General features: G+C 64.7%; 24 protein-coding genes. 6 read left to right on the top strand and 18 right to left on the bottom strand.

Features of this window, described 5'->3' with window-relative positions; genetic code table 11:
• Positions 1 to 7 precede the first annotated feature (7 nt).
• The 4 genes from lpdA to GRI59_RS09700 all read right to left on the bottom strand — a co-directional run bounded on the left by lpdA (position 8) and on the right by GRI59_RS09700 (position 4,139).
• A complete protein-coding gene (gene lpdA, locus GRI59_RS09715; RefSeq protein WP_160760978.1) occupies positions 8 to 1,417 on the bottom strand; it encodes a dihydrolipoyl dehydrogenase in 1,410 nt (469 codons plus the stop codon).
• Between the two features lie 249 nt (positions 1,418 to 1,666).
• Positions 1,667 to 2,077, bottom strand: coding sequence for an acyl-CoA thioesterase (locus GRI59_RS09710; protein ID WP_160760977.1), 411 nt, complete (start codon positions 2,075 to 2,077; stop codon positions 1,667 to 1,669).
• Positions 2,078 to 2,156: 79 nt separating this feature from the next.
• A complete protein-coding gene (locus GRI59_RS09705) occupies positions 2,157 to 2,609 on the bottom strand; it encodes an endonuclease domain-containing protein (protein WP_337190254.1) in 453 nt (150 codons plus the stop codon).
• A 78-nt stretch (positions 2,610 to 2,687) separates the two neighbouring features.
• Complete coding sequence (locus tag GRI59_RS09700; RefSeq protein WP_160760976.1) at positions 2,688 to 4,139, bottom strand: 2-oxo acid dehydrogenase subunit E2; 1,452 nt, start codon at positions 4,137 to 4,139, stop codon at positions 2,688 to 2,690.
• A 151-nt stretch (positions 4,140 to 4,290) separates the two neighbouring features.
• On the opposite strand from GRI59_RS09700, the gene GRI59_RS09695 reads away from it, so the two are divergent.
• Positions 4,291 to 4,743 carry a universal stress protein gene (locus GRI59_RS09695; protein WP_160760975.1) on the top strand — a complete coding sequence of 151 codons (453 nt, stop codon included), beginning with the start codon at positions 4,291 to 4,293 and terminating at the stop codon, positions 4,741 to 4,743.
• Between the two features lie 3 nt (positions 4,744 to 4,746).
• On the opposite strand, the gene rnr is transcribed toward GRI59_RS09695, so the two are convergent.
• The 10 genes from rnr to radA all read right to left on the bottom strand — a co-directional run bounded on the left by rnr (position 4,747) and on the right by radA (position 16,415).
• Positions 4,747 to 7,017 (bottom strand): ribonuclease R, encoded by a 2,271-nt coding sequence (rnr, locus tag GRI59_RS09690; protein ID WP_160760974.1) that lies wholly within the window; start codon positions 7,015 to 7,017, stop codon positions 4,747 to 4,749.
• A gap of 31 nt (positions 7,018 to 7,048) precedes the next feature.
• Positions 7,049 to 7,504 carry a GxxExxY protein gene (locus GRI59_RS09685; RefSeq protein WP_160760973.1) on the bottom strand — a complete coding sequence of 152 codons (456 nt, stop codon included), beginning with the start codon at positions 7,502 to 7,504 and terminating at the stop codon, positions 7,049 to 7,051.
• 33 nt (positions 7,505 to 7,537) lie between these two features.
• Entirely contained in the window at positions 7,538 to 8,899 is a 1,362-nt protein-coding gene (locus GRI59_RS09680; protein ID WP_160760972.1) for a M28 family peptidase, read from the bottom strand.
• A 128-nt stretch (positions 8,900 to 9,027) separates the two neighbouring features.
• Positions 9,028 to 10,572, bottom strand: a complete 1,545-nt coding sequence (locus tag GRI59_RS09675) for an aminoacyl--tRNA ligase-related protein (RefSeq protein ID WP_183363612.1) — start codon at positions 10,570 to 10,572, stop codon at positions 9,028 to 9,030.
• Positions 10,573 to 10,632: 60 nt separating this feature from the next.
• Complete coding sequence (phaR, locus tag GRI59_RS09670; protein WP_160760971.1) at positions 10,633 to 11,199, bottom strand: polyhydroxyalkanoate synthesis repressor PhaR; 567 nt, start codon at positions 11,197 to 11,199, stop codon at positions 10,633 to 10,635.
• Between the two features lie 85 nt (positions 11,200 to 11,284).
• Positions 11,285 to 12,370: an alanine racemase gene (alr, locus tag GRI59_RS09665; protein ID WP_160760970.1), complete on the bottom strand. Its 1,086-nt coding sequence runs from the start codon at positions 12,368 to 12,370 to the stop codon at positions 11,285 to 11,287.
• A complete protein-coding gene (locus GRI59_RS09660; RefSeq protein ID WP_160760969.1) occupies positions 12,363 to 13,994 on the bottom strand; it encodes an MFS transporter in 1,632 nt (543 codons plus the stop codon). Before GRI59_RS09660 ends, alr begins: the two co-directional genes overlap by 8 nt.
• A 49-nt stretch (positions 13,995 to 14,043) precedes the next feature.
• On the bottom strand, positions 14,044 to 14,484 hold the full coding sequence (locus tag GRI59_RS09655; protein WP_183363613.1) for an iron-sulfur cluster assembly scaffold protein: 441 nt from the start codon (positions 14,482 to 14,484) through the stop codon (positions 14,044 to 14,046).
• A gap of 5 nt (positions 14,485 to 14,489) precedes the next feature.
• Positions 14,490 to 15,035: a CvpA family protein gene (locus tag GRI59_RS09650; protein ID WP_160760968.1), complete on the bottom strand. Its 546-nt coding sequence runs from the start codon at positions 15,033 to 15,035 to the stop codon at positions 14,490 to 14,492.
• A 12-nt stretch (positions 15,036 to 15,047) separates the two neighbouring features.
• The gene (radA, locus tag GRI59_RS09645) at positions 15,048 to 16,415 is read right to left on the bottom strand and encodes a DNA repair protein RadA (RefSeq protein ID WP_160760967.1); all 1,368 of its coding nucleotides are present in this window, start codon (positions 16,413 to 16,415) and stop codon (positions 15,048 to 15,050) included.
• A 73-nt stretch (positions 16,416 to 16,488) separates the two neighbouring features.
• Here radA and GRI59_RS09640 point away from each other — a divergent pair, with 73 nt between their 5' ends.
• Positions 16,489 to 18,816 (top strand): patatin-like protein, encoded by a 2,328-nt coding sequence (locus GRI59_RS09640; RefSeq protein ID WP_160760966.1) that lies wholly within the window; start codon positions 16,489 to 16,491, stop codon positions 18,814 to 18,816.
• A 22-nt stretch (positions 18,817 to 18,838) separates the two neighbouring features.
• Here the strand turns inward: GRI59_RS09640 and dnaJ are convergent, their stop codons facing one another.
• Positions 18,839 to 19,981 carry a molecular chaperone DnaJ gene (gene dnaJ, locus GRI59_RS09635; protein ID WP_160760965.1) on the bottom strand — a complete coding sequence of 381 codons (1,143 nt, stop codon included), beginning with the start codon at positions 19,979 to 19,981 and terminating at the stop codon, positions 18,839 to 18,841.
• A gap of 91 nt (positions 19,982 to 20,072) precedes the next feature.
• Entirely contained in the window at positions 20,073 to 21,995 is a 1,923-nt protein-coding gene (gene dnaK, locus GRI59_RS09630) for a molecular chaperone DnaK (protein ID WP_160760964.1), read from the bottom strand.
• A gap of 169 nt (positions 21,996 to 22,164) precedes the next feature.
• Here dnaK and GRI59_RS09625 point away from each other — a divergent pair, with 169 nt between their 5' ends.
• Together GRI59_RS09625 and GRI59_RS09620 are read left to right on the top strand one after the other, a co-directional pair.
• Positions 22,165 to 22,650 carry a copper chaperone PCu(A)C domain-containing protein gene (locus tag GRI59_RS09625; RefSeq protein ID WP_160760963.1) on the top strand — a complete coding sequence of 162 codons (486 nt, stop codon included), beginning with the start codon at positions 22,165 to 22,167 and terminating at the stop codon, positions 22,648 to 22,650.
• A 125-nt stretch (positions 22,651 to 22,775) separates the two neighbouring features.
• Entirely contained in the window at positions 22,776 to 23,189 is a 414-nt protein-coding gene (locus GRI59_RS09620; RefSeq protein WP_160761609.1) for a vgr related protein, read from the top strand.
• Here GRI59_RS09620 and GRI59_RS09615 read toward each other — a convergent pair.
• The gene (locus tag GRI59_RS09615) at positions 23,186 to 23,755 is read right to left on the bottom strand and encodes a nucleotide exchange factor GrpE (RefSeq protein WP_160760962.1); all 570 of its coding nucleotides are present in this window, start codon (positions 23,753 to 23,755) and stop codon (positions 23,186 to 23,188) included. The two genes, GRI59_RS09620 and GRI59_RS09615, sit on opposite strands and share 4 nt — an antisense overlap.
• 17 nt (positions 23,756 to 23,772) lie before the next feature.
• A complete protein-coding gene (gene hrcA / locus GRI59_RS09610) occupies positions 23,773 to 24,816 on the bottom strand; it encodes a heat-inducible transcriptional repressor HrcA (protein ID WP_160760961.1) in 1,044 nt (347 codons plus the stop codon).
• 79 nt (positions 24,817 to 24,895) lie between these two features.
• Between hrcA and rph the strand changes: the two genes are divergently transcribed.
• The gene (gene rph / locus GRI59_RS09605) at positions 24,896 to 25,609 is read left to right on the top strand and encodes a ribonuclease PH (protein WP_160760960.1); all 714 of its coding nucleotides are present in this window, start codon (positions 24,896 to 24,898) and stop codon (positions 25,607 to 25,609) included.
• Positions 25,606 to 26,232 carry an RdgB/HAM1 family non-canonical purine NTP pyrophosphatase gene (gene rdgB / locus GRI59_RS09600; protein WP_160760959.1) on the top strand — a complete coding sequence of 209 codons (627 nt, stop codon included), beginning with the start codon at positions 25,606 to 25,608 and terminating at the stop codon, positions 26,230 to 26,232. The genes rph and rdgB overlap by 4 nt, the downstream gene beginning before the upstream one ends.
• Positions 26,233 to 26,236 lie beyond the last annotated feature (4 nt).

Genomic DNA, 26,236 nt, shown 5'->3' with positions numbered 1-26,236 from the left:
TTCGCATCTAGAAGTGCAGCGCCCGCCCGTAAGCGTCGAGCACGCTTTCGTGCATCATCTCGCTCAAGGTCGGGTGCGGGAAGATCGTCTGCATCAGTTCGGCTTCGGTCGTTTCGAGCACCTTGCCGACGGTGTAGCCCTGGATCAGCTCGGTCACTTCCGCGCCCACCATGTGCGCGCCGAGCAGCTCGCCGGTCTTCGCATCGAACACGGTCTTGACGAAGCCCTCCACCTCGCCGAGCGCGATGGCCTTGCCATTCCCGATGAACGGGAAGCTGCCGACCTTGAGTTCATAGCCCGCTTCCTTCGCCTTGGCTTCGGTCAGCCCGACACTGGCGATCTGCGGGTGGCAGTAGGTGCAACCAGGAATGGCGTTGCGGTTGAGCGGGTGCGGATGCACCTCGGTGTTGCCGAGCTCCTGCGCGATGGCTTCGGCGCAGGTTACGCCCTCATGGCTCGCCTTGTGCGCCAGCCACGGCCCCGGCGTGCAGTCGCCGATGGCCCACAACCCCTTGGTCTTGGTGCGGCCATAGGGATCGATCTGGATGAAGCCGCGCTCCATCTCGACAAGGCCATCGAGGCCGATATTCTCGGTATTGGGCACGATGCCGATGGCGACGATCACATGAGTGAAGTCACTGGTGGCGGCGTTGCCCGACTTGTCCTTGATGGTGGCGGTGATGCCTGCATCACTCACCTTGATCGCCTCGACCCCGGCGCCGGTCATGATGTTGATGCCCTGCTTGCGGAGCGACTTTTCGAGGAAGGTCGAGACGTCTGCATCTTCCACCGGCACGATCCGGTCGAGCATTTCCACCACCGTCACTTCGCTGCCAAGGTCGTTGTAGAAGCTCGCAAATTCAATCCCGATCGCGCCCGATCCGATCACCAGCAGCTTGGCCGGGAGTTCGGTCGGGGTCATGGCGTGGCGATAGGTCCACACGCGCTTGCCGTCAGCAGGCGCGAAGGGCAGGTCACGTGCGCGCGCGCCGGTGGCGACGATGATGTGCTTGGCGGTGAGGGCTTCGTTACCCTTCTCCCCCTTCACGGTGAGGCTGTTTGCGCCGGTCAGCGTGCCAGTGCCCATGTGCACCGTGATCTTGTTCTTCTTCATCAGGTGGGCGATGCCCTGATTGAGCTGCTTGGCCACCCCGCGGCTGCGCTTCACGATCGCGGCCAGATCCGCCTCGATACCCTGCGCGACAAGGCCGTAATCGCCCGCGTGCTGCATGTAGTGGAAGATTTCCGCCGAGCGCAGCATCGCCTTGGTCGGGATGCAGCCCCAGTTGAGACAGATGCCGCCGAGGTTCTCACGCTCCACAATCGCGGTCTTGAGGCCCAGCTGCGCGCAGCGGATCGCTGCGACATAGCCGCCGGGGCCGGAGCCGAGCACGATCACGTCATAGGATTGGGTCATCTGCATTCTCGCCTTCAGGTAATGAGGTTATGCCGGATCGAAGTTGACAAAGTTGACAGCGTGTCAAGCTGGGAAATCAACTAATTATCCTTTAAAACCAGAGTATTGTGTCGATATTCCGAAGTTGACATTTCGCCGGGAGGCGCCCCCCCCTCCCCTTATGCATGACGGCTTGGGGCACGGCACCACGGCATAGGCATTTGCCGATCTGTAGGAAATGCGCCCGCTGGCCCTGCGATCATTGTGCGATCACTGGCCACTGTGATTGTCCTTGGCGAGAAGAAGGGTTTCCGGCTCGGCGATAGCGCGCGGGCGGCCGTCATCGCCGATCAGGACGAACTTGTAGGTGCCCTCAGCGACCTTGATGGTCGCCTCGCCGTTGCGCTCGCGCGCGAGGGCCTCGGCGGCGATGGTGAGCGAGGTGGTGCCGGTGGCGAGGACCTCGCAATAGACGCTGAGTTCGTCCCCCACCGCCATCGCGCCGGGAAAGGCGAAGTCGGTGGCAGAGACGACCACCGCTTTGCCCTGCCCCACCCGGCTCGCAAGCGAGCCTGCGCCAAGCGCCATCTGCGCCATCAGCCACCCGCCGAACACCCCGCCATAGGGGTTGGTGTCGGAGGGCATGGCGGTAACGCGGATGAGGGGATCGCGAGTGCTCATAGCCCCTCTCCTTCCCACCGCTGCGCGGCGGGCCCCTTCCTCTCCCGCAAAGGGAGAGGAGGTTTAATCGCGTGGCGGCTCATAGCCCCTCTCCCCTTGCGGGAGAGGGGTTGGGGAGAGGGGGCTGCGCTGCGTCCAAAATCACGCACGCCACTCCCTCAGGATTGCCAAGAATGTCATTGTTCCAGAACCGCAACACGCGGAACCCTTGTTCGGTCAGCCAAGCATCGCGGACGGCATCTTTATCATTTTCCGCGTGCTGACTGCCATCAGCTTCAACAATCAACCGCGCGCCGAAACACACAAAATCCACGATGTAATCGCCGACCTGCTCCTGCCGCTTGAACTTCATTCCAGCGAGGCGCTGGCCGCGCAACATCGACCACAGCTTGGCTTCGGCCTCGGTCGGCTCACGCCGCATACGCTTTGCGAGTGGCAACAGGTTGCGCCTGCCCCCTCTCCTTCCCACCGCTGTGCGGCGGGCCCCTTCCTCTCCCACGCGGGGAGAGGAGTTTGAGGTCAGGTCAGGCACGCTTTCCTCTCCGCTTGTCGGAGAGGATACGGAGACTTGCGGGCTTGCCCGCTAGTCGAAGTTGGAGAGGCAGAGAGGTCACACTACCAACCCCATCGGGTTCTCCACGAGCTGCTTGATCGCCTCCATCAGCTGCGCGCCGTCTGCACCGTCGATGGCGCGGTGATCGAAGCTGCCGCTGGCGTGAAGCACCGTCGCCACTTCAATCGCGCCGTTCACCACATAGGGCGCTTGCTGGCCCGCGCCGACCGCGAGGATCATGCCCTGCGGCGGGTTGATGACCGCGTCGAACTGCTTGATCCCGAACATCCCGAGGTTCGACAGGCTCGCCGTCCCGCCCTGGTATTCATGCGGCATCAGCTTGCCGTCACGCGCCTTGCCCGCGAGCGTCTTCATCTCGGTTGAGATCGCAGCGAGGCCCTTGGTGTCGGCGCTGGTGATCACCGGGGTGATGAGGCCCGAAGGCGCGGCCACCGCTACCGAGATATCGGCGCGGCTGTAACGGCGCAGCGTGTCGCCATGGAAGCTGACATTGCACTGCGGCACGCGGATCAGCGCGCGGGCGAGCGCCTTGATCAGCAGATCATTGACCGACAGCTTCACGCCGTCGGGCTCCAGCGACTTGTTGAGCTGCGCGCGCAGTTCCAACAGCGGATCCAAGCGGATGTCGATGGTGAGGTAGAAGTGCGGGACGGTCTGCTTGCTCTCGGTGAGGCGGCGAGCGATGACCTTGCGGACGCCCGACAGCTTCTCCTCGGCAAAGGGCGCGCCGCCTTCGATGGCGGGTGCCGGTGCGGGCGTCGGTGCAGATGCGGAGGCCGCCGCTGCCGTTGCTGCCGGAGCAGATGCCGCCGCAGCGCCGGAAGTGAAGCCTTCGACATCTTCTTTGACGATCCGGCCATTGGGGCCGGTGCCTTTGACGAGCGCAAGGTCGATCCCCTTGTCCGCTGCAATCCGCTTGGCGAGCGGCGACGCAACGATCCGCTCGCCGCTTGCTGTCGGGGCGGGCGTCGGTGCAGGGGTTGGAGCTGCGGTCGGCGCAAGTGCGGGGCTGATGGAGCCACCACCCGCCACGATAGCCGCCTCGACATCTTCCTTGGTGATCTTGCCCTTGGGGCCGGTGCCCGTCAGGCTGGCGAGATCGATGCCGTTCTGTTCGGCGAGCTTCTTCGCGGTCGGCGTAGCAGCGGGGCCATCAGCGGCAGGGGCGGCTGCGGGCGCACTTGCCGCAGGTGCCGGGGCGGCTTCCTTTGCGGCCGCCGGAGCAGGGGCAGGCGCAGCTTCTTCGCCTTCGACCGTCAGCCGCGCAATCACCTCGCCGACCTTCACGTTCTCGCTGCCTTCGGGCACGATGATCTCGGCGATTACGCCTTCATCGACCGCTTCGAACTCCATCGTCGCCTTGTCGGTCTCGATCTCGGCCATGACGTCGCCGGAGCGGACGGTGTCCCCCGCCTTTACCAGCCACTTGGCGAGCGTGCCCTCTTCCATGGTGGGCGACAAAGCCGGCATCTTGATGTCCAAGGCCATGATCCGCGATACTCCCGTAAACGATCCGTTGCCTGCGTCTCTGGCCAATTCCCAAGCGGCGGGCAAGGCCCAGAATAGAGGCAAAACGCAGGGGACTTGCCAATCCATACGAATGCATTGATACCCTGCATCCCAACGGGGCCTCAGCAATATGCGTACATTTCTGGTCATCATCGACGAGAGCGAGGAGGCGACCTCGGCCTTGCGCTACGCTGCGCGGCGCGCGGCGGTGGTGGGCGGCGCAGTGCATTTGCTCGCGCTGGTGCCGCAGCAGAACTTCAGCGCCTTCGGTGCGGTGCAGGCGACGATCGAGGCCGAAGCACGCGACCGGGCCGAGATGCTGGCGCACGGTGTGGCGGGCAATCTGCTGGCCGAAAGCGGGATCATGCCGACCATTTCGGTGAAGATCGGGCAAGGCCAGAAGATCGTCAGCGAATTCCTGGCCGAGCACAATGAGGTCGCCGCGCTGGTGCTGGGCGCGGCCAAGGGCGCCGCTCCCGGGCCGTTGGTGACGCACTTCTCGGCTGCGGCGGGCAACCTGCCCTGCCCGCTCTACATCATCCCCGCCGATTACGACGAGACCAAGAGCGACCACCAGGCCTAGGCGCTATTTCTTGCGGCCCTGGTGACGGATGTTGCCCGGACGACCGCGCTGGCCGACCATGAACTTGCCCGCCTTGCGCGGCCCGCCGCCGGAGCGGCTGCTGCGATCCTCCGGACGTGCACCACGAGTCTCGATCCGGCTCGCATCGGCATCCGGCAGCACGAATTTGAGCGCGCCGGTGAGCGGATTGGCCTCCGCCAGTCTCAGCTGCAGCTGGTCGCCGCTGGCATAGGTGGTGCCGCTGTCAGTGCCGACCAACGCCTTGGCAGCCTCGTCATGGCGGAAGTATTCGCCGCCGAGGGTCGAGATCGGCACCAGCCCATCCCCGCCGAGGCCGACGATGGTGGCAAAGAAGCCGAAGCTCTGCACGCCGGTGATCCGGGTTTCGAACACTTCGCCCACGCGGGCTGAGAGCCATGCGGCGACATAGCGGTCGATAGTATCACGCTCGGCCTCCATCGCGCGGCGCTCGGTCTGGCTGATCGCGTCGCTCACTTGCTGCAAGCTAGCGCGGTCGCGGTCGGACAGGCCGCTGGCGGCGGGGATCGACCCCGGCGGGGCGGGCTGCTCCAGCTTGTAGGCATCGACCAGCGCACGGTGCACCAGCAGATCGGAATAGCGGCGGATGGGCGAAGTGAAGTGGGCGTAGGAGCCCAGCGACAGGCCGAAATGCCCCGCATTGGCCGGGCCGTAATAGGCCTGTGTCTGACTGCGCAGCACGGCTTCCATCACCAGCGCCTTTTCGGCCTCGTCGGTGACGTCCTTGAGCATCCGGTTGAACAGGCCCGGCGTCACCACCTGCCCCAGCGCCAACTTCTTTCCCATCGTGGCGAGGTAATCGCGCAAGGCAATGAGCTTCTCGCGGCTTGGCGGTTCGTGGATGCGGTAGACGACCGGCGCGGTCTTCGCCTCCAGCGCCTTGGCGGCAGCGACATTGGCGGCGATCATGAAATCCTCGACCACCCGGTGCGCATCGAGGCGTTCGCGGATCGCGATTTCGGCGATTTGGCCCTTCTCGTTCAGCACCACGCGGCGCTCGGGCAATTCCAGCGCCAGCGGATCACGCGCATCGCGGGCGGCAGACAGCGCGCGCCATGCTTCCCACAGGTTTGCGAGATATTCGGGCGGGTTGCCTGCATCGACCGCCTTCTGCGCATCCTCATAAGCGATGTTGTGCGCAATCCGCACCAGCGCGCGGGTGAAGCGGAAGCTTGATACCTTGCCATCGGCGTTGATGTGAAGGTGGCAGGCCATCGCCGCACGGTCCTCGCCCTCTTTGAGGGAGCAGACGTCGGCGGAGAGGATTTCCGGCAGCATCGGCACCACGCGGTCGGGGAAATAGACCGAGTTGCCGCGCTTCCTCGCCTCACGGTCGAGCGCGGAGCCGGGGCGGACGTAGAAGCTGACATCGGCGATGGCCACGAGCGCGTTGAAGCCGCCCTGCCCGTCCGGCTCGGCCCAGATTGCGTCGTCATGGTCGCGCGCGTCGGCAGGGTCGATCGCGACGATGGGCAAATGCCGCAAGTCTTCGCGGGTCTTTTCCGATAGCTTGAGCTTGGCGGAGCGCGGGGCTTCTTCCAGCACCTCTTCGGGGAAGACGTTGGGAATGCCGTGCTTGGCAATCGCGATCAGGCTGAACGAGCGCGGCGCGAGCGGATCGCCCACGACTTCGATGACCTTCACGCCTGCCCGGTCTGAACGACCGACACGCTCGGCGATCACCAACTGGCCCGCCTCGGCCCCGCCCACATCGGCAATCGGCGCCGACTGGCGCACGCGCTTGTCCACCGGCGCGAGCCAAGCCTTGCCGGTCTTGTCGATCTCAACCACGCCCATCAGCCCCTCGGTGCGCGAGGGCAGCTTTTTCATCACATGCGCGCGCCAACCCGTTTCGGTCTCCTCGGTGCGGGCGAGCACCCGGTCGCCGCGCTTGAGCGCAGGCGGGCGCTTCACGCCGGGCTTCGGGCGCGGTTCGCGGATGGTGAGGCGCGGCGGTTTGCCGGGGGCTTCGGGGTCCCAGTTGTCGGGCTCGGCGATCAGTTCGCCTTCGTCGATGTCGACGATCTTCAGCGTCGTGACCTTCGGCACCCCGCCCATGCGGTGGAATGCGCTTTTCTTGCCGTCGATCAGCCCGTCTTCGGCCATGTCCTTGAGCAGGGCCTTGAGCTTGATCTTCTCCTGCCCCTTCAGCCCAAAGGCTTTGGCGATCTCGCGCTTGCCCGCGGGAATGTCGGAGGACTGGATGAAATCGATCACCTGCTGCGGTGTCGGCATTCCTTGGGGGAGTTTGAGGGGTTTGGGCATTTCAGTCTTTCTGGTTCGCGCCGCGATTATGGGGGTTCGCGCCAACGAGCGAAGAGGCCAAGAGGGCATCGCTGTTGATCAGGCGTCGGATGCCATCCTTGAACATGGCGGTGCCGAAGTTGACTACGAAACCCAAAGGGAATTGGCCGAGGCGAAGATAGGTTTGGAGTTGCTTGGCATGGATCGGCAAGGTCTTCTCCACCGACTTTACCTCGACGACAATCGACTGATTGACCAACAAGTCGATCCTGAATGCCGATGGCAGGTGGATATCATCCACCACGGCGTCGATCGTTACCTGCCGCGCCACATGGAGGCCAATGGCTGTCAGCTTTGCTGACAGCAATGTTTCATAAGCCGATTCCAGCAAGCCGGGACTGACATCACGATGCAGCCGGAAGGCCGTATCGACGATCTGGCGCGCGATAGCATCGAGGTTCGCGTCAGGCTCCTCCATCTTGGCCCCTTGGCAACTTGGCGCGAACCAACTTCACTTCCCCACCGGCGCAAACGCCCCGCCGGGGACGGCGCTGGAGACAGGCGAGCAATATCCGCCCGCACAGGCCGCCACGCCGAACATCCAGTCATCGCCGCGCAATTTCTTGACAGTCTTGAACTCGCGGGCTTCGGCGGCGGCCGCGTCATTGGCGGCCTGCGGTCCATCGATAGTGACCAGCGCGGAATCTTTGCCCCATGCCGGAGCATCGGTGGCGCGGGTGACGACTTCGTAGAGCGAGGCACCGGGCACGGCGTTCCATTTGATTTCCGTATCCACCCGCACCGCAGCATCCACGCTCACCTTGGGCGGCATTGGCGCGCGGGCGAGTGCGTCCAATGCGCGCACGTTGAGCTGCGTCACCCCGGCGAGGTAGGCGAAATCCATCTCCTCAATGGTATCGCCATAAAACACGCCATCCTCGGTGCGCAGGTCCTGGTGCTGGTGGTCGTAATCTTCGACGCCAACGGAAAAGCGGATCGCGGGATAGCCCTTCTGGAGGAACGGCACTTGATCCCCGCCCCGTCCCATGCGGTCGGTGCGCCAAATCTGGCGGACTTGCAGACCATCGGGCTGCTTCTCAGCCAGCCCCGCCACCCAGCGCGACAGGTTGCGCGCGGGGGTATCGTTCTCGCCCCCAAACCGCGTCTGCGCCGCGCGCAGCCGCTCGGTCAGATCAGCGCGCGGGCCTTCGGAGAAGACGCGCACCACCTTCGGCTCGCAGTATCCATCCTTACCGCAGGAATTGCCGACGATGTCGTTGTTGAGCACCGCCTTCACCGTAAAGCCCTGCGCCTCGGCCCAGTTGGCGAGGATTTGCCCGCCGTGGAGCCCCTGCTCCTCGCCCGAGAGCAGCGCGTAGATGATGGTGGTGGGGTATTTGGTGCCGCTGAGAACGCGCGCCGCCTCGATCACCAGCGCGGTGCCGCTGCCATCGTCATTGGCGCCGGGCGCGTCGGAGGTCGCGTCCATCACATCGCTGACACGGCTGTCGATATGGCCCTGCACGATCACGACCTCGTTCGGCCGTTCGGTGCCGCGCTGGATCGCGACCGCGTTGCGAACGAGGGTCGGTGTGGGGACGCGCGGGCCGGTGACGGTTTCACCCACCGGCAGGACTTCGAGGCAATTGCCGCACTTGGCGCCAATGCGCTTGAACTCCGCCAACCCCCAGTCAACCGCCGCGCCGATCCCGCGCTCGGGATCGGTCTGCGATGAGAGCGTGTGGCGGGTACCGAAGCTGACCAGCTTCTCGACGTCCTTCTCAAGCCTTTCAGCGGAGACCTGTTCAGCGGGGTGGGTCTGGGCGGTGAGGGGTGCGGCCGCGAGGGCGGCGAGGAGGATCAGTTTGCGCATGGGGGGCGTTGTTGCGTCTGACCGCCCAAAACACAATCCCTCGTCGCCCCGGCCCCCGAGCCGGGGCTTGGATTTTCTTGCGAAAGGGGCAGCCAAGCCCCGTGTCAAGCACGGGGCGACGGAAAGGATCAGTAGGCTCGCGCGACCAGAATGCGTTCGGTCGCGGGAGCGCCGGTGAAGATGCAGGTGCCGGTCGCCGCCTTGCCGCCACGCGGGACGTTGCGGATAGTGAGTTTCAGCGCCTTGAGCTTCTCAACCACCTGTTCAAGCACATCGCCGGTGGGCTTCGACCATTCAACCTCGACCCAGCCCGGATACTTCCCGCCCTTGTCGAAATGATCGGCGACGGCTTGCCACTCGGTCACACCGCGCGTGATATTGGCATCACGGCGCGCGCGGGCTTCTTCGTAGAGCGACGACTGGATCGCTTCGAGCACCGCGCCTGCCTCGGCCACGAAATCGGCGTGGGCGGGATAGGTGAAGGCGGGCTTGCCGTTGGCCGTGTTCCACAGCTGATCGCGGCGGAGGAAGGCGAGCTTGCCGTCAGCCATGTCGCGCGGGCCGACTTCGATGATCACGGGCGCGCCTTTGCGCACCCAATCCCAACGCTTGGCCGCAGCCTTGCCGGGCTTCACGTCGAGCAGCACGCGGATACGTTCGCCGAGCGCAGTTTGCCCAGCCAGAGCGGCGCGGACCTGTTCGCAATATGCGATCAACTCGGCGTCTTCCGGCGCCTCGCGCAGCATTGGGATGATGACGATCTGTTGCGGTGCAATCGCGGGCGGCACGCGCAAGCCGTCGTCGTCGCCGTGGGTCATGATCACCCCGCCGATCAGCCGCGTCGAAACGCCCCAGCTGGTGGTGTGGGAGAACTGCTGGCTGCCCTCGCGGTCCTGATATTGGATACCCGCCGCGTGGGCGAAATTGGTGCCGAGATAATGACTGGTGCCCGCTTGCAGCGCCTTGCCGTCCTGCATCATCGCCTCGATCGACCAAGTCTCGACCGCGCCGGGGAAACGCTCGTTCTCGGGCTTCTCGCCCGCGATCACGGGGAGCGCGAGATCATCCTCGGCGCAGGCGCGATACATTTCGAGCGCGCGGTGGGTTTCGGCCAGCGCCTGCTCGCGGTTCTCGTGCGCGGTGTGGCCTTCCTGCCAGAGGAACTCGCTGGTGCGCAGGAACATCCGCGTGCGCATTTCCCAGCGCACCACATTGGCCCACTGGTTGGTGAGCAGCGGCAGATCGCGCCACGATTGCACCCAGCGCGCCATCGCGTCGCCGATGATCGTTTCGGAGGTGGGGCGCACCACCAGCGGCTCTTCGAGCTTGGCGGCGGGATCGGGGATCAGCCCGCCCTTCCCATCCGAAATCAGACGGTGGTGGGTGACGACCGCCATTTCCTTGGCAAAGCCTTCAACGTGCTCTGCCTCTCGTGTGAAATTGGACAGCGGGATGAACAGCGGGAAGTAGCAGTTCTGCACGCCCGCCGCCTTGATCCGGTCGTCCATCAACCGCTGGATGCGTTCCCAGATGCCGTAGCCCCAGGGCTTGATCACCATGCAGCCGCGCACGCCCGATTCCTCGGCGAGGTCGGCGGCGCTGATGACCTCCTGGTACCACTTTGCAAAGTCGTCTTCGCGCTTGACGGTGAGCGCGTGGCGGATCTGGGACACGGGATCGATTCCTGTTTGAACGGGTGCGGTGGGCTCGCCGCGATGGCGCGCCGCTTCGCGTTATTTGCCCAGTTCGTCCAGCTTCTTTTGCATGGCAGCCATCTGCTCGCGCAGCACCGCGAGCTCATCGGTGGCGGCCGGCTTGGGCTTATCCTTGGTCTTGCCCATGCCCGGCAGGAACACATCCGCCGCTGCGCGCATCATCGCCATGTTGGTTTCGTGGATCGCGGCAAACGGCGTCGCACTGAGGCCCTTTTCGAAGGCTTCACGGATTTTCGACTGGTTGTCGCGGAAATTGGCCATGCTGGCTTCGAGATAGGACGGCATCATCGCCTGCATCGAATTGCCGTACATGCCGATCAGCTGACGCAGGAAGCTGACGGGCAGCATCTGCTCGCCATTGGCTTCTTCGTCCATGATGATTTGCGTCAGGATCGCATGGGTGATGTCATCACCGGACTTTGCATCGAGCACCTGAAAATCGATATTCTCGCGCACCATTCGGGCGAGATCTTCCAGCGTGATGTAACTTGACGAGGCCGTGTTGTAGAGTCGCCGGTTGGCGTACTTCTTGATGATAATCGCATCGCCGACTTCGCCCGATGCTGCTTTTGCCCTGCCGACCATTGTGTTTTTGATCCCGTTGGATGACCCGTATGAGGTCTCTTAGCACCTGCACAAGCTGCGGTGCAACAAGCACCGGTCAGGCAGGTTAGCCGCGCCTTAGCCGCCCGCCGATCACCGTCAGCATTTCGTACGGCGACAGACCGGTTTGCTGCGCAGCATCGCCGATGTTCCAGGGCACGTCGACCCAGTCTCCGGCGGCAAGATCGTGGGCGGCGGTGAGATCGATCACCACCATGTCCATCGACACCTTGCCCAGGATCGGCAGGCGGCGGCCGTGGTGCGAAAAGTCATTGCCCGGACCGCGCGCGCGCAAGAATCCGTCAGCATAGCCCATCGACACCGTCGCAACCCGCATCGGTGCGGGCGCAGTGAAGGTTGCGTTGTAGCCGACGCTCTCACCCGCTGCGAGAGCGCGGGTCTGGAGGATCGCGGCCTGCACCTGCGCCACCGGACGGATCGCAGCGGCGAGTTCAGGCCGCGGCACACCGCCGTAGAGCGCGAGGCCGGGGCGGGTGAGGTTGAAGGCATAATCCGCCCCCAACGCAATCCCCGCACTGTTGGCGAGGCTGGCGCGGCGGTGGGGGATTGCGCCCAAGACGCCTCGAAACGCCGCCAATTGGCGCGGGTTCATGGCGCTATCCGCTTCATCAGCGCTGGCGAGGTGGCTCATCAGAATGTCGATGTCGAGCGCTGCAATTGCTGCGTCATTTGCCTCGCTTGCCGCAATGCCGAGCCGGTTGATGCCGGTGTCGACCATCAGGTGACAGCGCCGTCCCCCGCTCGCCGACCACCGCTCCGCCTGCTCCAGCGAGTTGATGACCGGCACCGCCCCAACAGCGCGGGCATAGGCGCATTCCGCCTCATTCAGAACGCCGTGCAAAACCGCCACCTGTTGCGGCGGGACATGAGCGATGACTCCGGCCACTTCGCTCCAGTGGGCCACGAAGAAAGTCTCGCACCCAGCATCGCGCAGCACCGGGACGCAGGTCGCAGCGCCAAGCCCATAGGCATCCGCCTTGACCGCAGCACCCGCCTTTGCCGATCCCGAGAGCGCATCAAGCGCGCGCCAATTGGAGTCGAGCGCACCCCTATCCACGGTCAAACGCAAGCTGGCGGGCGGCAAGGGCACGCTGCGATCAGCGCGCTCGCCGCCCGAGGCATTGTCAGTCATCAGCAAAATCTCGCGGCGGACCGTTCGGAATGCCCCACCATGCCACGATGAGCCCGAAGGCCACCACCGCCCACGTGTACCACAGCCCGGCATAGATATCCCCGGTCCGCGCCACGATCACCCCGGCGATCAGCGGCAGGAAGCCGCCGAGATAGCCAGCACCGATATGGTAAGGGATCGACATCGAGGAATAGCGGATGCGCGGCGGGAACATCTCGGACAACAAGGCCGCGACCGAACCATAGGTCAGCGCCGACAGCATACCCAAGGCGAGCAAGACGCCCACGATGCCGATCACATTGGCAAGCGGCGGCTGCTGCTTGGCGAAATCGAAGCCGTATACCCCGAGCGCTGCGTGCAGTCCGGTGCGCCGCGCTGCGCCATCGGCAAACCATGCCGGATCAATCGCGATGGGATTGCCGCCCGCTGTCACGCTCAAAGTTTCGCTCGGCGTCAGGGTGTAAGGCACACCCGAGGCGGTGAGCGTCTCCAGCATCTTGCCGCAATCGGTCTGATCGCGCTGGAACATCTCGGCAAAGGGATCGGTCTCGCAAGCCGGCCCGCTGACCACGATCGGGGTGGCTTCTGCCGCCGCGGCCAGCTGCGGGTTGGCAAAGCTCCCCATCAGCCAGAACAGGGGGAAGAGCAGCGCGAGGCTCAGCGCCGCACCGATGATGATCGGCTTCTTGCGTCCCACCCTGTCCGACCATTTGCCGACGATGACATAGAAGCTCATCACGATCAGGCCGGACACCAGCAGCACCAGCTCCACCGTCAAATCATCGACGTGCATCGGCCCGCGCAGGAAGCTCATCGCCGAGAAGAAGCCGGTGTACCACACCGTTGTCAGAATGCCGGTGATCCCGAACAGCGCGACGAACAGGCGCTTGGGATTGCCGGGATAGGTCATGCTTTCAATGAATGGATTGCCCGCAGTCTCACCCGCAGCCTTCATCGCCTGGAACACCGGACTTTCCGATAGCTTCAACCGCATCCACAGCGAAATCGCGAGGAGGCCGATCGAAAGCAGGAACGGCATGCGCCAGCCCCATGCGGCAAAGGCATCTTCCGGGATCAGCGCGCGGCAAGCCAGCACGACAATGATCGACAGCACGAAGCCGCCCGCCACGCTCGCCTGGATGAAGCTGGTGTAAAACCCGCGCTTTTCGGGCGGAGCGTGTTCGGCAACATAGATCGCCGCGCCGCCATATTCACCCCCCAGTGCGAGGCCTTGCAGAACGCGCAGCAGGATCACGATGATCGGCGCGGCCATGCCGATGGTGTCGACCGTCGGGATCAGGCCAACGCCTGCCGTGGCAATGCCCATCAGGGTAACGGTCACGAGGAAGGTATATTTGCGCCCCAGCTTGTCGCCCAGAAAGCCGAACAGCACCGCGCCAAGCGGGCGGAAGGCGAAGCCGACTGCAAAGGTCGACCACACCAGCAGCAAGCCCAGCGTCTCGTTATCGGTGGCGTAGAAGGCACCCTTTAGGATGTAGGCGAGCGTGCCGTAGATGAAGAAATCGTACCATTCGAAGATGGTGCCTGCGCTTGATGCGCCGATCACCAGCCGGATTTCCTGCTCGCTCGGCTCACGTGCGGCGAGCGCTTCGGCTTCTGCCATGTCTGCTACATCCCCTTTGCCCCTGACGGGCGACCTCTTGCGTGTGTCCCTAGCCCTGCTCCGCGCCGCTTGAAAGCGCCTCGCACGCCGCCTTCCACGGCAATAGCAGCGCGCCATGCCGTCCGGGATGGGGAAGCGCGGGCGAGAGCACGTCCAGCCCGGGCCAATTCGGCAAGTCGCCCTCACCCGCCAGCCAAGCGGTGAGTGTGGCCGTGGTTGCTGTGATCCGAGCAGGCTCGGCCCCGATGGCGCTGCGGGCGAGTAACGCAGCCGATGCCTGTCCGATGGCGCAGGCGCTTACCGTCATGCCGATTTGTCCGACGTGCCCGTCCTCTGCCAGCGCCAGTCCTAGCGCGATCACGCTGCCGCAGCTGCGCGACCGGGCTTCGGCGCGCAGGGGCAGCGTGTCTTCGAGCGGAAACTGCGCAAGCTCCGTCGCCAGCCCGAGCAGCGCGGGCGAATAAAGCTTGGCCGCTGGGCGGGCGGTCATTGCGGTCAGCGGGCGGCCCGCTTGGCCGCGGCCTCCCGCGCTTCGAACTCGCCGCGCAGCCGTTCACGCCGGACTTCGATGGCGGGGAGCAGTTGGCGCGAGAAGGCATCGGCAGCGGCATAGGTGCGCGCTTCGGTAATCCACTGCGGTCGGCCCGTGTAACCCCAGCTTTCGTCATAGCCGGTGACGAGAAGGGCAAAGGCGAAGATCGCCATCAGCGCGCCCTTGACCGCGCCGAAGCCGAAGCCGAGCACGCGGTCAACCGGCCCCAGCACCGCCCCATCGGACGCGCCGCTGGAATTGCCGATGATCAATTTCATTGCGGCATAGGGGATCAGCAGCAGCAGCACGAACGCGAGCAGAGCGTCCCCCGGCTCGACCGGATAGAGCATCCGCAGTGCCTTGGTCAGATCGGGATGGAGGAAATGCAGCGCGAAGGCCGCCAGCACCCACGCGGCGAGTGAGAGCACTTCCTGCACCAACCCGCGCATGAAACCGCCAATGGCAGCGATGACCACGATAATGGCGATGATGATGTCGAGACCGGCCATAGGTGGCAAAGGTTATGCGCTGCCCATCACCTGGTCAACGACGTTCGCCAGTGCGCCAAGCCCACGATAGTCCGCGCCCGCGCTGGCAGTGGCGCCGCCAGCCGGGCCATAGCAGCGCGCAAAGCCAAGTTTGGCCGCCTCGCGCATTCGCAAGGGGGCGTGGGCAACCGGCCGGATCTCACCCGCCAGACTGACCTCACCGAACCACGCCGTCTTGTCCGGCAACGGCCGGTCCGCCAGTGCCGAGACCAGCGCAGCAGCCACGGCAAGGTCGGCCGCAGGGTCGGTCAGACGGTATCCGCCGGCGATGTTAAGATAGACTTCGGCTGACGAGAAATTCAGCCCGCAGCGCGATTCCAGCACGGCGAGCAGCATCGCGAGCCTTCCGGAATCCCACCCCACCACTGCCCGCCGCGGGGTCGCGCCGGACTGCAACCGTACGATCAGCGCTTGAATTTCCACGAGAACCGGGCGGGTACCCTCCAATGCCGGGAACACAGCGCTTCCGGCTAGCGGCGTCTCGCGGCCTGACAGGAACAGCAGTGAGGGGTTGGCCACTTCCTCCAGCCCTTCCGACGCCATCGCGAAAACGCCGATCTCATCCACCGCGCCGAAGCGGTTCTTCAATGCGCGCAGGATGCGGTACTGGTGCGAGCGCTCGCCCTCAAAGCTCATCACCACATCGACCATGTGCTCAAGCACGCGGGGACCAGCGATGGTGCCGTCCTTGGTGACATGGCCGACCAGCACCACCGCGCAACCGCTTTCCTTGGCGTAGCGGATCAGTTCGAGCGCGCAGCCGCGCACCTGGCTGACGGTGCCGGGAGCGCCTTCGATGGTGTCGGAATGCATCGTCTGAATCGAATCGATCACTAGCAAAGCGGGCGGCTCGCCATTGCTAAGCGTCGTCAGGATGTCGCGGACCGAGGTTTCCGACGCGAGTCGAATCGGCGCATCGATCATTCCCATGCGGCTGGCGCGCAGTCGCACCTGCCCTGCCGCCTCCTCACCGCTGACATAGACGACATCATTGCCGCCGCGCGCGATGGTCGCAGCGCATTGCAACAGCAGCGTCGATTTGCCGATCCCCGGATCGCCGCCGAGCAGCACCGCGGACCCCGGCACCAGCCCCCCGCCCAGCGCCCGGTCGAACTCGGCCATGCCGGTCGATTTTCTGACGGGAAGCTGCGTCGGCGCATTCAGCGGCTCGAACATCACCGCCCGCCCGCCGCTCGACAGGTCGTGCTTCTGCGAGAACACTGTCGCGGGCACATCCTCCACGAGCGTGTTCCATTGCCCGCAATCGGCGCATTGCCCCTGCCAGCGCGGGGAGACCGAGCCGCATTCCTGACACACAAAGCGGCGTTTCGATTTTGCCATGGATACGCGCAATAACGAGAACAGATGACGAACGCAATTGCATTGCTGTGGACTTCGTCGCTACATACTAGCCATGCGCCAGAAGGAACTGCGCCTAGCTTTGGTATGTTACGGCGGGGTCAGCCTGGCGGTCTACATGCACGGCATCACCAAGGAGGTGTGGCACCTCGCCCGGGCGAGCCGTGCGTTCCACCATCCCGCCGCCGTTCCGCTGGACGGTGTCGCGGCCGCCTATCGCGATTTTCTGCGCACCGTGGAGCGCGATCATGCGCTGAGGCTGCGGGTGCTCCCCGATATCCTCACCGGGGCGAGCGCGGGCGGGATCAATGCGGTGTTTCTCGCGCAGGCGCTTTATGCCGGGCACAGTCTTGAGCCGCTCACCGACCTGTGGCTCACCAACGCTGATGCAAGCGAGCTGACCGATCCCGATGCCGAGCCGCTCTGGCGCTATGGCAAGCTGTGGGCGCAGCCGATTGCCGAGTGGTTCCTGAGCCGTCCGGGCAATGCGGTCAGCGCGACGGTCTCGCCCGAAACCCGCGCCGAGGTGCGCGCCAAAGTCTCGCGTCTGGTGCGCGGGCGCTGGTTCAGCCCGCCGTTTTCAGGCTCGCGGTTTTCGGCGATGCTGTTTGAGGCGCTGATGAAGATGGAAGCGGAGGGCGACGGCCTCCCCTTGCTACCCGCCAGCTATCCGATCGACCTGACCGTCACCGCCACCGATTTTCGCGGACACCCCGAACGGTTGCGGCTCAATTCCCCGCCCCATGTCGAGGAGACCGAGCATCGTTTGCCGATCACCTTCCGCGCGCGGGTGGGCGAAGGGAGCCGGGGCGGAATGCCGGGAATGCTGGCCGATCCGCTCGAACTGGTGCTGGCAGCCCGCGCGACGGCGAGCTTTCCCGGCGCCTTTCCTCCCCTGACAATCGCCGAGATCGATGCGCTGGCCGCTGCCGAGGGGCAGGAATGGCTCAGCCGTGACGCCTTCCTCGCGCGGATCATGCCTGCCCATGTCGCGCGTGGAAGCATGGCCGAGGTCGCTCTGATCGATGGGGCGGTGCTGGTGGGCGCGCCCTTCGGAGCCGCCCTCACCGCGCTCCACGGCCGCCCGGCGCAGCGCGAGGTTGACCGGCGCTTCGTCTATCTTGATCCGCGCCCCGATGGTGCTCGTCCTGCTCCCGGCACCCGCACCCGCGACGTGGGCTTCTTTGGCGCGATCTTCGGCTCGCTCTCTACTATCCCGCGCGAACAGCCGATCCGCGATGATCTGGAACGCATCGACCAGCAATCGCGTGACGCCGCGCGGCTGAAGCGGATCGTGATGGATTTGCAGCCGGATATCGACCGCGCGGTGGAGAAGTTGTTCGGCTACACCTTCCTGCTCGACCGCCCAACGCCCAAGCGGCTCGCGGCCTGGCGCTCCAGGGCGCAGCAAGCCGCGGCCGAGCGGGCGGGCTATGCCTTTGGCGCCTATGCGCTCACCAAGTTCGACGGCATCCTCGGCCAGTTAGCCACGCTGATCCTGCGCGCCGCCGGGCAGCCGATGGCGGACACGGGAGCATTGATTGAGGCCTTGCGCTGCGAGCTTGAGGCGCGCGGATTGCACCAGCTGACCGGCGCGCAGGGCGGCGCGACTTTGGGAGCGATTACCTTTTTCCGCGCGCATGACACCGGCTTCCGCATCCGCCGGCTGCAAATGCTGTCACGCAAGCTGGCGCGCGATTGGCAGGTCGATCCCGAGATATCCGAAGATGCGCTCGACCGCGCGCGCGACCGGCTCTACGAAATTCTGGCGCTCTATTACCGCGCGGATGATGATGTGCTGCCCGCCCCGCGCTTCCGCGAATTGGCTGCAAACGCCCTACAGGCTCCTGCTGCTGTGATCGATTACCTCAGCGCCGAGCGCCTGCTCCCCGCGACTGATCTCGCCGCCGAGGAATTGCTGATCGACGCGCTGGAGGACATGCCGAAAAGCCTCAAGCGGCGGATGCTGCTGACCTATCTCGGCTTCCCGTTCTACGACGTTGCAACTCTCCCCCTGTCGCGGCGCGAGGGGCTGGATGAGTTCAACCCGGTAAAGATCGATCGCATCTCACCCGACGACGCGCGCTCGATCCGCGACGGCGGGACGGCGGCGACCTTGCGCGGGATCGAGTTCTACAATTTCGGCGCGTTCTTCAGCCGCGATTACCGCGAGAATGACTACCTGTGGGGACGTCTGCACGGCGCGGAGCGGATGATCGATCTGGTCGCCTCAACGGTCACTGGCGGGGTTACCCCGGAAACCGTCACCGCAGCCAAGCGCGCGGTGTTCATGGCGGTGCTGGAGGAAGAGGAACTATCCGGCCGCTGCCAGCGTGGGCTGATCGACCAGATCCGGCTCGAAGTGCACGAGCGGATGGGTTGATATCGCCTGCGCTAGTAGCGCCTCAGCCCCCGAACACGTCTTTCAGCTTGTCGAAGAAGCCGCGGCTTTCGGGGCATTCGTCCCCGGTCTCGGTCGCCTTGAATTCCTCGAGGATTTCCTTCTGGCGACGGCTGAGCTTGGTCGGCGTTTCGACTGCGATTTCCACCACCAGATCGCCACGCCCGCGCCCTTGCAGCACCGGCATCCCGGCGCCGCGAATGCGCAATTGCTTGCCCGACTGGATACCGGCGGGGATTTCGAGCCGGTTGGTCGAGCCATCCAGATCGGGAATCTCCACGCAGCCGCCCAGCGCCGCCGTGGTGAAGCTCACAGGCACGCGAGTGGCGAGCGTTGTGCCGTCGCGTTCGAACACCCGATGCGGCTTGACGTGGAGGAAGATGTAAAGATCGCCGGCGGGCGAACCGCGCTGGCCGGCTTCGCCTTTGCCGCCGAGGCGGATGCGGGTGCCGGTGTCGACGCCTGCGGGAATATCGATCTTGAGGGTCTGGGCCTTGTCCACCCGCCCTTCCCCGCCGCAGACCCGGCACGGGTTTTCAATCACCTTGCCGCGGCCGTTGCAGGTGGGGCATGGACGCTCGATCACGAACAGGCCCTGCTTGGCGCGCACGCTGCCCATGCCGTTGCACAGATTGCATTGGCGTTCGCTGGTGCCGGGGGTTGCGCCGCTGCCATCGCAGGTGTCGCAGGCCTGGCTGACTTCGATCTCGATCTCGGTCGATTTGCCGTGAAAGGCCTCTTCGAGCGTGACCTGCATGTCGTAGCGCAGGTCTGCGCCGCGCCGCTTCTGCTGGCGCTGCGCGCCGCCGCCGCCAAAGGCGCTGCCGAAGATGGTTTCGAAGATGTCGCCAATATCGGCGAAGTCGCCGCCGCCCCGGCCGCCAAACGGGCCGCCGCCGCCGCCATTCATGCCTTGCGTGAAGGCCTCATGGCCATAGCGGTCATAGGCCGCGCGCTTTTGCGGGTCCTTGAGGCAATCATAGGCCTCGCTGATCGCCTTGAACTTGGCTTCCGCGCTGGCATCGCCCGGATTGCGATCCGGGTGAAATTTCATGGCGAGCTTGCGATAGGCGCTCTTGAGCGCCGCGCCGTCAGCGTCGCGGGCACATTCAAGCGTGGCGTAGTAATCTGTCTGGGCGGTGGACATGTCTTTGACCTATTCCCCGTGACCAGCCGCAGCCGATGCGCCGGAATCAGGAACCGGCTGCATCTGCTGCGCACTGGGTTGCATCGGGGCCTTAGCCCTTCTTGTCTTCGTCGACCTCGGAGAACTCGGCATCGACGACTTCTTCGTCGGCGGCCGTTTCGCCAGCCGTCTCGGCAGCGGCGTCCGGCCCTGCGGCCTGCTGCTGTTCGTAGATCTGCTGGCCCATCTTCATCGCCGATTGGGTCAAGGCCTGTGCCTTGGCGTTGATGTCATCGGCATCGCCGCCTTCGAGCGCAGTCTTCACCGCCGCGATGGCTTCCTCGACTTCCGTCTTGGTCGCAGCGTCGATCTTCGCGCCGTGCTCTTCGAGCTGCTTTTCCGTCGCGTGCACCAGACTGTCGGCCTGGTTGCGCGCTTCGGCAGCTGCCCGGCGCTTCTTGTCTTCTTCGGCGAACTTTTCGGCGTCCTTGACCATCTGGTCGATGTCGGAATCCGACAAGCCACCCGAAGCCTGGATCTTGATCGTCTGCTCCTTACCGGTGCCCTTATCCTTCGCCGCCACCGACACAATGCCGTTGGCGTCGATGTCGAAGGTCACTTCGATCTGCGGCACGCCGCGCGGAGCAGGCGGGATGCCGATCAGGTCGAAATTGCCGAGGATCTTGTTGTCCGCCGCCATCTCGCGTTCGCCCTGATAGACCTTGATCGTCACCGCGTTCTGATTGTCTTCGGCGGTCGAGTAGGTCTGGGTCTTCTTGGTCGGGATGGTGGTGTTGCGGTCGATCATGCGGGTGAACACGCCGCCCAGCGTCTCGATACCGAGCGAAAGCGGGGTCACGTCGAGCAGCAACACGTCCTTGACGTCGCCCTGCAACACGCCTGCCTGAATGGCCGCGCCCATGGCGACGACTTCATCCGGGTTCACGCCGGTGTGGGGCTTGGCGCCGAAGAACTGCTCCACCACTTCGCGCACGCGAGGCATACGGGTCATGCCGCCGACGAGGATCACTTCGTCGATCTGGTCTTTTGTAACACCGGCATCTGCCAGCGCCTTCTTGCACGGATCTAGCGTGCGCTGGATCAGCGTGTCGACCATCTTTTCGAGGTCAGCGCGAGTGATCGTCTCCACCAGGTGCAGCGGGGTGGTGGTGCCACCTTCCATGCGCGCGGTGATGAAGGGCAGGTTGATTTCGGTCGAGGCCGCGCTCGACAGCTCGATCTTGGCCTTTTCGGCAGCTTCCTTCAGCCGCTGAAGCGCGAGCTTGTCGGTCTTGAGGTCCATACCTTCCTTCTTCTTGAAGGCATCGGCGAGGAATTCCACGATCGCATTGTCGAAGTCTTCACCGCCGAGGAAGGTGTCCCCGTTGGTCGACTTCACTTCGAACACGCCGTCCCCGATTTCAAGGATCGAGACGTCAAAGGTGCCGCCACCAAGGTCATAGACGGCGATGGTCTTGCCATCTTCCTTGTCCATTCCGTAGGCGAGGGCAGCCGCGGTCGGCTCGTTGATGATACGCAGCACTTCAAGGCCGGCGATCATGCCGGCGTCCTTGGTCGCCTGACGCTGGGCGTCGTTGAAATAGGCGGGCACGGTGATAACCGCCTGCGTTACGGTCTCGCCGAGATAGCTTTCGGCGGTTTCCTTCATCTTCTGGAGAATGAAGGCCGAGACCTGCGACGGGCTGTATTCTTCTTCACCGGCCTTGACCCAGGCATCGCCGTTCTTGCCCTTCACGATGGAATAGGGAACCAGGCCCATGTCCTTCTTGGTCAGCGGGTCTTCAAAGCGGCGGCCGATCAGGCGCTTGATCGCGAAGAGGGTGTTGTCGGGGTTCGTGACCGCCTGACGCTTGGCCGGCTGCCCGATCAGGCGCTGGCCATCCTTGGTGAAAGCGACGATCGACGGCGTGGTGCGCGCGCCTTCGGAATTTTCGATAACCTTGGGCTTGCCGCCATCCATGACAGCAACGCAGGAATTGGTGGTGCCGAGGTCGATACCGATAACTTTAGCCATTTTTACCCCATCCATAGGACAATTGTTGGACACCGCGCCGGTAGGCTTCCCCGATATGGGCAAAGCGCTTTGGCGGCTCGTTTGTGAGGGCGATATAGGTGTGGTTTTGCTTGGCACAAGAGACCGGCGCCCCTAGTTTTGCCGCCATTCCACAAGGGAGACATGCAAGGTGAACACCATCCGACGCACCGCACTGGCAATTGCCCTTGGCGCAAGCCTCGCCGGTCTTGCCGCCTGCTCAGGCGCGGCTGACGCGCCTGCGGGTGAGGCCAAAGGCGCCACCAGCCTCACAGTGAGCAATGCGCGCGTGGTGCTCGCCCCGGTCGCGGGCAATCCGGCGGCGGTCTATTTCGACCTTTCCTACAGCGGCACAGCGCCCGTAACTCTCACCAGCGTTGCGGTTGAGGGCGCGGGGATGACGATGATCCATGATTATGCCGAAAGCGCTGGAAAAATGCAGATGACGATGACCGATGCGGTCCCGCTATCCGCGGATGCGCCGGTGACATTTGCGCCGGGCGGCCTGCATGTGATGGCGATGGAGCCTTCGGCCGCGCTAGCAGCAGGCGGCATCGCCAAGGTGACGTTGACCTTGTCGGACGGCACCAGCGCCACTGTCGACGCGCCTGTACGCGCGGCCGGGGAAGAGCGCTGAAAAAGGCGCTGACCGGGAGGCTGGCTAAAGGGGTGGCCAACGCGCCGCCGCTTTATCCAGATGCCGGTTGCCCGGTCGGCGGCGCACGTTCGCTGACCACTGGAGAGGTCGCCCTCGCCCGCTCGATGTTCGGCGAGGCGATCGATTATGCTCGTGTGACCATCCGCCGCCGCAAGTTCTTCCCGCTGCATCCCAGAGGCGTGACAATGGCGCCAATGGGGCACCTACACTTTCACCCCGGCGCGGCGCATTATTGCGACGATTTCGCCGCCGCTTCGGTGGAGCGTCAGGCCCACTTCATCCACGAAATGGTGCACGTGTGGCAGGCGCAGACGCTTGGCCGCTGGTATCTCGTTCTACGCCGCCACCCGTGGTGCCGCTATGACTATGCTCTGCGACCGGGCTGGACGCTGGGGCGCTACGGGATCGAGCAGCAGGCCGAAATCGTGCGCCACGCGTTCTTGCTGCGCAGTGGCGGGCAAGTGCCGGGCGCCCCAGCACTTGTCGCTTACGAGAGCATTCTGCCCTTCGCCGCCTAATCCGGAGCCTTCGCCACCGCCACCATCGCGGCGCGCAGCAAGCGGTCCTTGATCATCCACCCGGCCTGCATTTCCGACACGACAGTGCCGGGCTCATGATCAGTAGTCGGCACTTCGAGCATCGCTTGATGCTGGTTCGGGTCGAGCGGCAGGCCAACTGCAGCGATGCGGGTGATGCCGTGGCTGGCGAACACCTTCTCGAGCTCGCGCTGGGTTGCTTCGATGCCAATCACCAGGCCCTTCATGCTGTCATCAGCGCGCAAGGATTCCGGGATCGCCTGCACCGCACGGGCGAGATTGTCGGCAACACTCAGGATATCGCGGGCAAAACCGGTCGCGGCATAGGCGCGCGCTTCGTCCTTTTCGCGTTCCAACCGGCGGCGCACGTTCTGCGTCTCGGCCTGAGCATAGAGCACTTCCTGCTTGGCACCTTCCAGATCGCGGCGCAGCGATTCGAGCGCTTCGGCCATCTGGTCATCAGCGTCCCCGCCTTCGCGAAGATGTTCGGGCACGCCCTTCAATTCGTCTTCAACCGCTTGATCCAGCGGCTTTTCATTGTTGGTCATTTCCTACGGCTTTCCATTCAAGCGATGAGCTTGCCCAGCGAACGGGCGGTCAAATCCACCATGGGGACTACCCGCGCGTAATTCAACCGCGTGGGGCCAATGACGCCCAACACGCCGACCACCCGGCCCTCGCGATCACGATAGGGTGAGGCGATGACGGAGGACCCCGAAAGTGCGAACAATCGGTTCTCTGAGCCGATGAAAATCCGGGTCGCCTCGGCCTCGCGTGCGGAATCGAGCAGTTCGGCAACCGATTGCTTGTTTTCGAGGTCTTCCAGCAGGCTGCGCACCCGTTCGATATCACCCAAGGCGCTCTCATCAAGCAGGTTCGCCGCGCCGCGCACGATCAACACCGGGCGCGCGGCAGCATCCTCGCTCCAGACGGCCAGCCCGCGCTCGACCAGATCGCGGGAGGCATCATCGAGCTGCGATTTGCCGGCATTGATTTCGGTGCGCATCGCCTGCGCGGCTTCGGCCAGCGTCCGGCCCGCGAGCCGGGCGGTGACGTAATTGCTCGCCCGGTCGAGCGCCCCCGGATTGAGCGCGCCGCCGATGTTGACGACGCGGTTTTCGACACCGCCATCCTCCCCCACGAGCACCGCGAGCGCGCGGCCCTGCCCCAGATCGACCAAGCTGAACTGCGCCAGCTTCTGTTCGCGCGGCGCGACCAGCACCATTCCTGCCGCACCCGACAGGTCGGACAGAATCGCGCTCGCCTGCTTGATCGCAGCCTCGACCGGCCCGGCTTCGGCGAGGCGCGCCTCGATCGCCGCCTGTTCCTGCGCCGTGGGTTCGGCCACGCGCATCATCCCGTCGACAAAAATCCTGAGGCCCGCATCGGTCGGCATCCGCCCTGCGCTGGTATGCGGCGCGGCGAGCAGGCCCGCCGTCTCCAGATCGGCCAGCACGCTGCGGATCGAAGCGGGCGAAAGGTTCAAGGTGCCATCCGCAGCCAGAGTCTTGGAGCCGACCGGCTGCCCACTATCGATATACCCCTCCACCACCCGGCGAAAAATTTCGCGGGCGCGGTGGGTCAGTTCGGTGACGGGGAGCGAGGTCATACGCGCAATGTTTAGTCTTTGCGCTTGCGGCGGCAAGTGCGCGCCGCTTAATGGCCCGCGAAACAGCAAAGGAACACCCATGCGCCCTTCAGGACGCGCGCCCGATGAAATGCGCGCCATCACGATTGAAACCGGGTACACCCGCCACGCGGAAGGATCGGTGCTGATCGGCTTCGGCGATACCAAGGTGCTGTGCACCGCGAGCGTCGAGCGCGGCGTGCCGCCGTGGCTGCGCGGCAAGGGCGAAGGCTGGGTGACGGGCGAGTACTCGATGCTCCCCCGCGCCACCCACACCCGCGGCGCGCGTGAAGCGGCCAAGGGCAAGCAATCGGGCCGCACGCAGGAAATCCAGCGGTTGATCGGGCGCAGCTTGCGCGCAGTGGTCGATCTCCAGAAGCTGGGAGAGCGCCAGATCACCTTGGATTGCGACGTGATCCAGGCCGATGGCGGCACCCGTACCGCCGCGATTTCCGGCGCGTGGATCGCACTTCGCCTCGCCATCAACGGGCTGATGGCATCGGGCGATATCAAGCACGATCCGATCTCGGCGCAGGTCGCCGGGATTTCCTGTGGCATCTTCAAGGGCACCCCGGTGCTCGACCTCGATTACGACGAGGATTCAAACGCCGAGGCTGACGGCAATTTCGTGCTGCTGTCGGGCGGCAAGATCGCCGAAGTGCAAGCTACTGCCGAAGGTGCGACCTATGACGAGGAAGCGCTCCTGCGCCTCCTGCGCCTCGCCCGCATCGGCTGCGACCGGATCTTCGCGGCGCAACTGGACGCGGTGAAATGACACGCCGCCTAGGCTCCGGATCTCTGGTGATTGCCACGCATAATGCGGGCAAGCTCAAGGAGATTTCGGCGCTGCTCGATCCCTATGGGGTCAAGTGCCTGTCTGCTGGGTCGCTCGGTCTGCCCGAGCCGGACGAGACCGGCACCACCTTTGCCCAGAACGCGCTACTCAAGGCGCGCGCTGCGGCGGAGGCATCGGGTTTGGCGGCGCTGGCCGACGATAGTGGTCTCAGCGTCTCCGCGCTCGATGGCCGCCCCGGCGTCTACACCGCCGACTGGGCCGCACGGCAATGGTTCGAGGGCGCTCCGGGCCGCGATTGGTACATGGCGATGGGTAAGGTCGAGGGCATGCTGGCGGAAAAGGGCGCCGACGTGGACCGCTCGGCCGCGTTCCACTGTGTGCTCGCGCTGGCATGGCCGGATGGCGAATATGCGATCTACGAAGGGCGCTGCGATGGTTCACTGACATGGCCGCCGCGGGGGCTGCTCGGCTTTGGCTACGATCCGGTGTTCGTGCCGGCGGGCAGCGATCAGACCTTCGCAGAGATCGCGCCGGAGGAAAAGCACGCGGTCAGCCACCGCGCGGACGCCTTTGCCAAGCTGGTCGCCGAACAATTCGGATAGAGCG

Origin of the sequence: Erythrobacter ramosus (assembly GCF_009828055.1) — a bacterium.
GTDB classification, from domain to species: Bacteria; Pseudomonadota; Alphaproteobacteria; order Sphingomonadales; family Sphingomonadaceae; genus Erythrobacter; species Erythrobacter ramosus.
The sequence above is the reverse complement of the archived record's forward strand: the minus strand, read 5'-3'. Positions and strand labels throughout refer to the sequence as shown.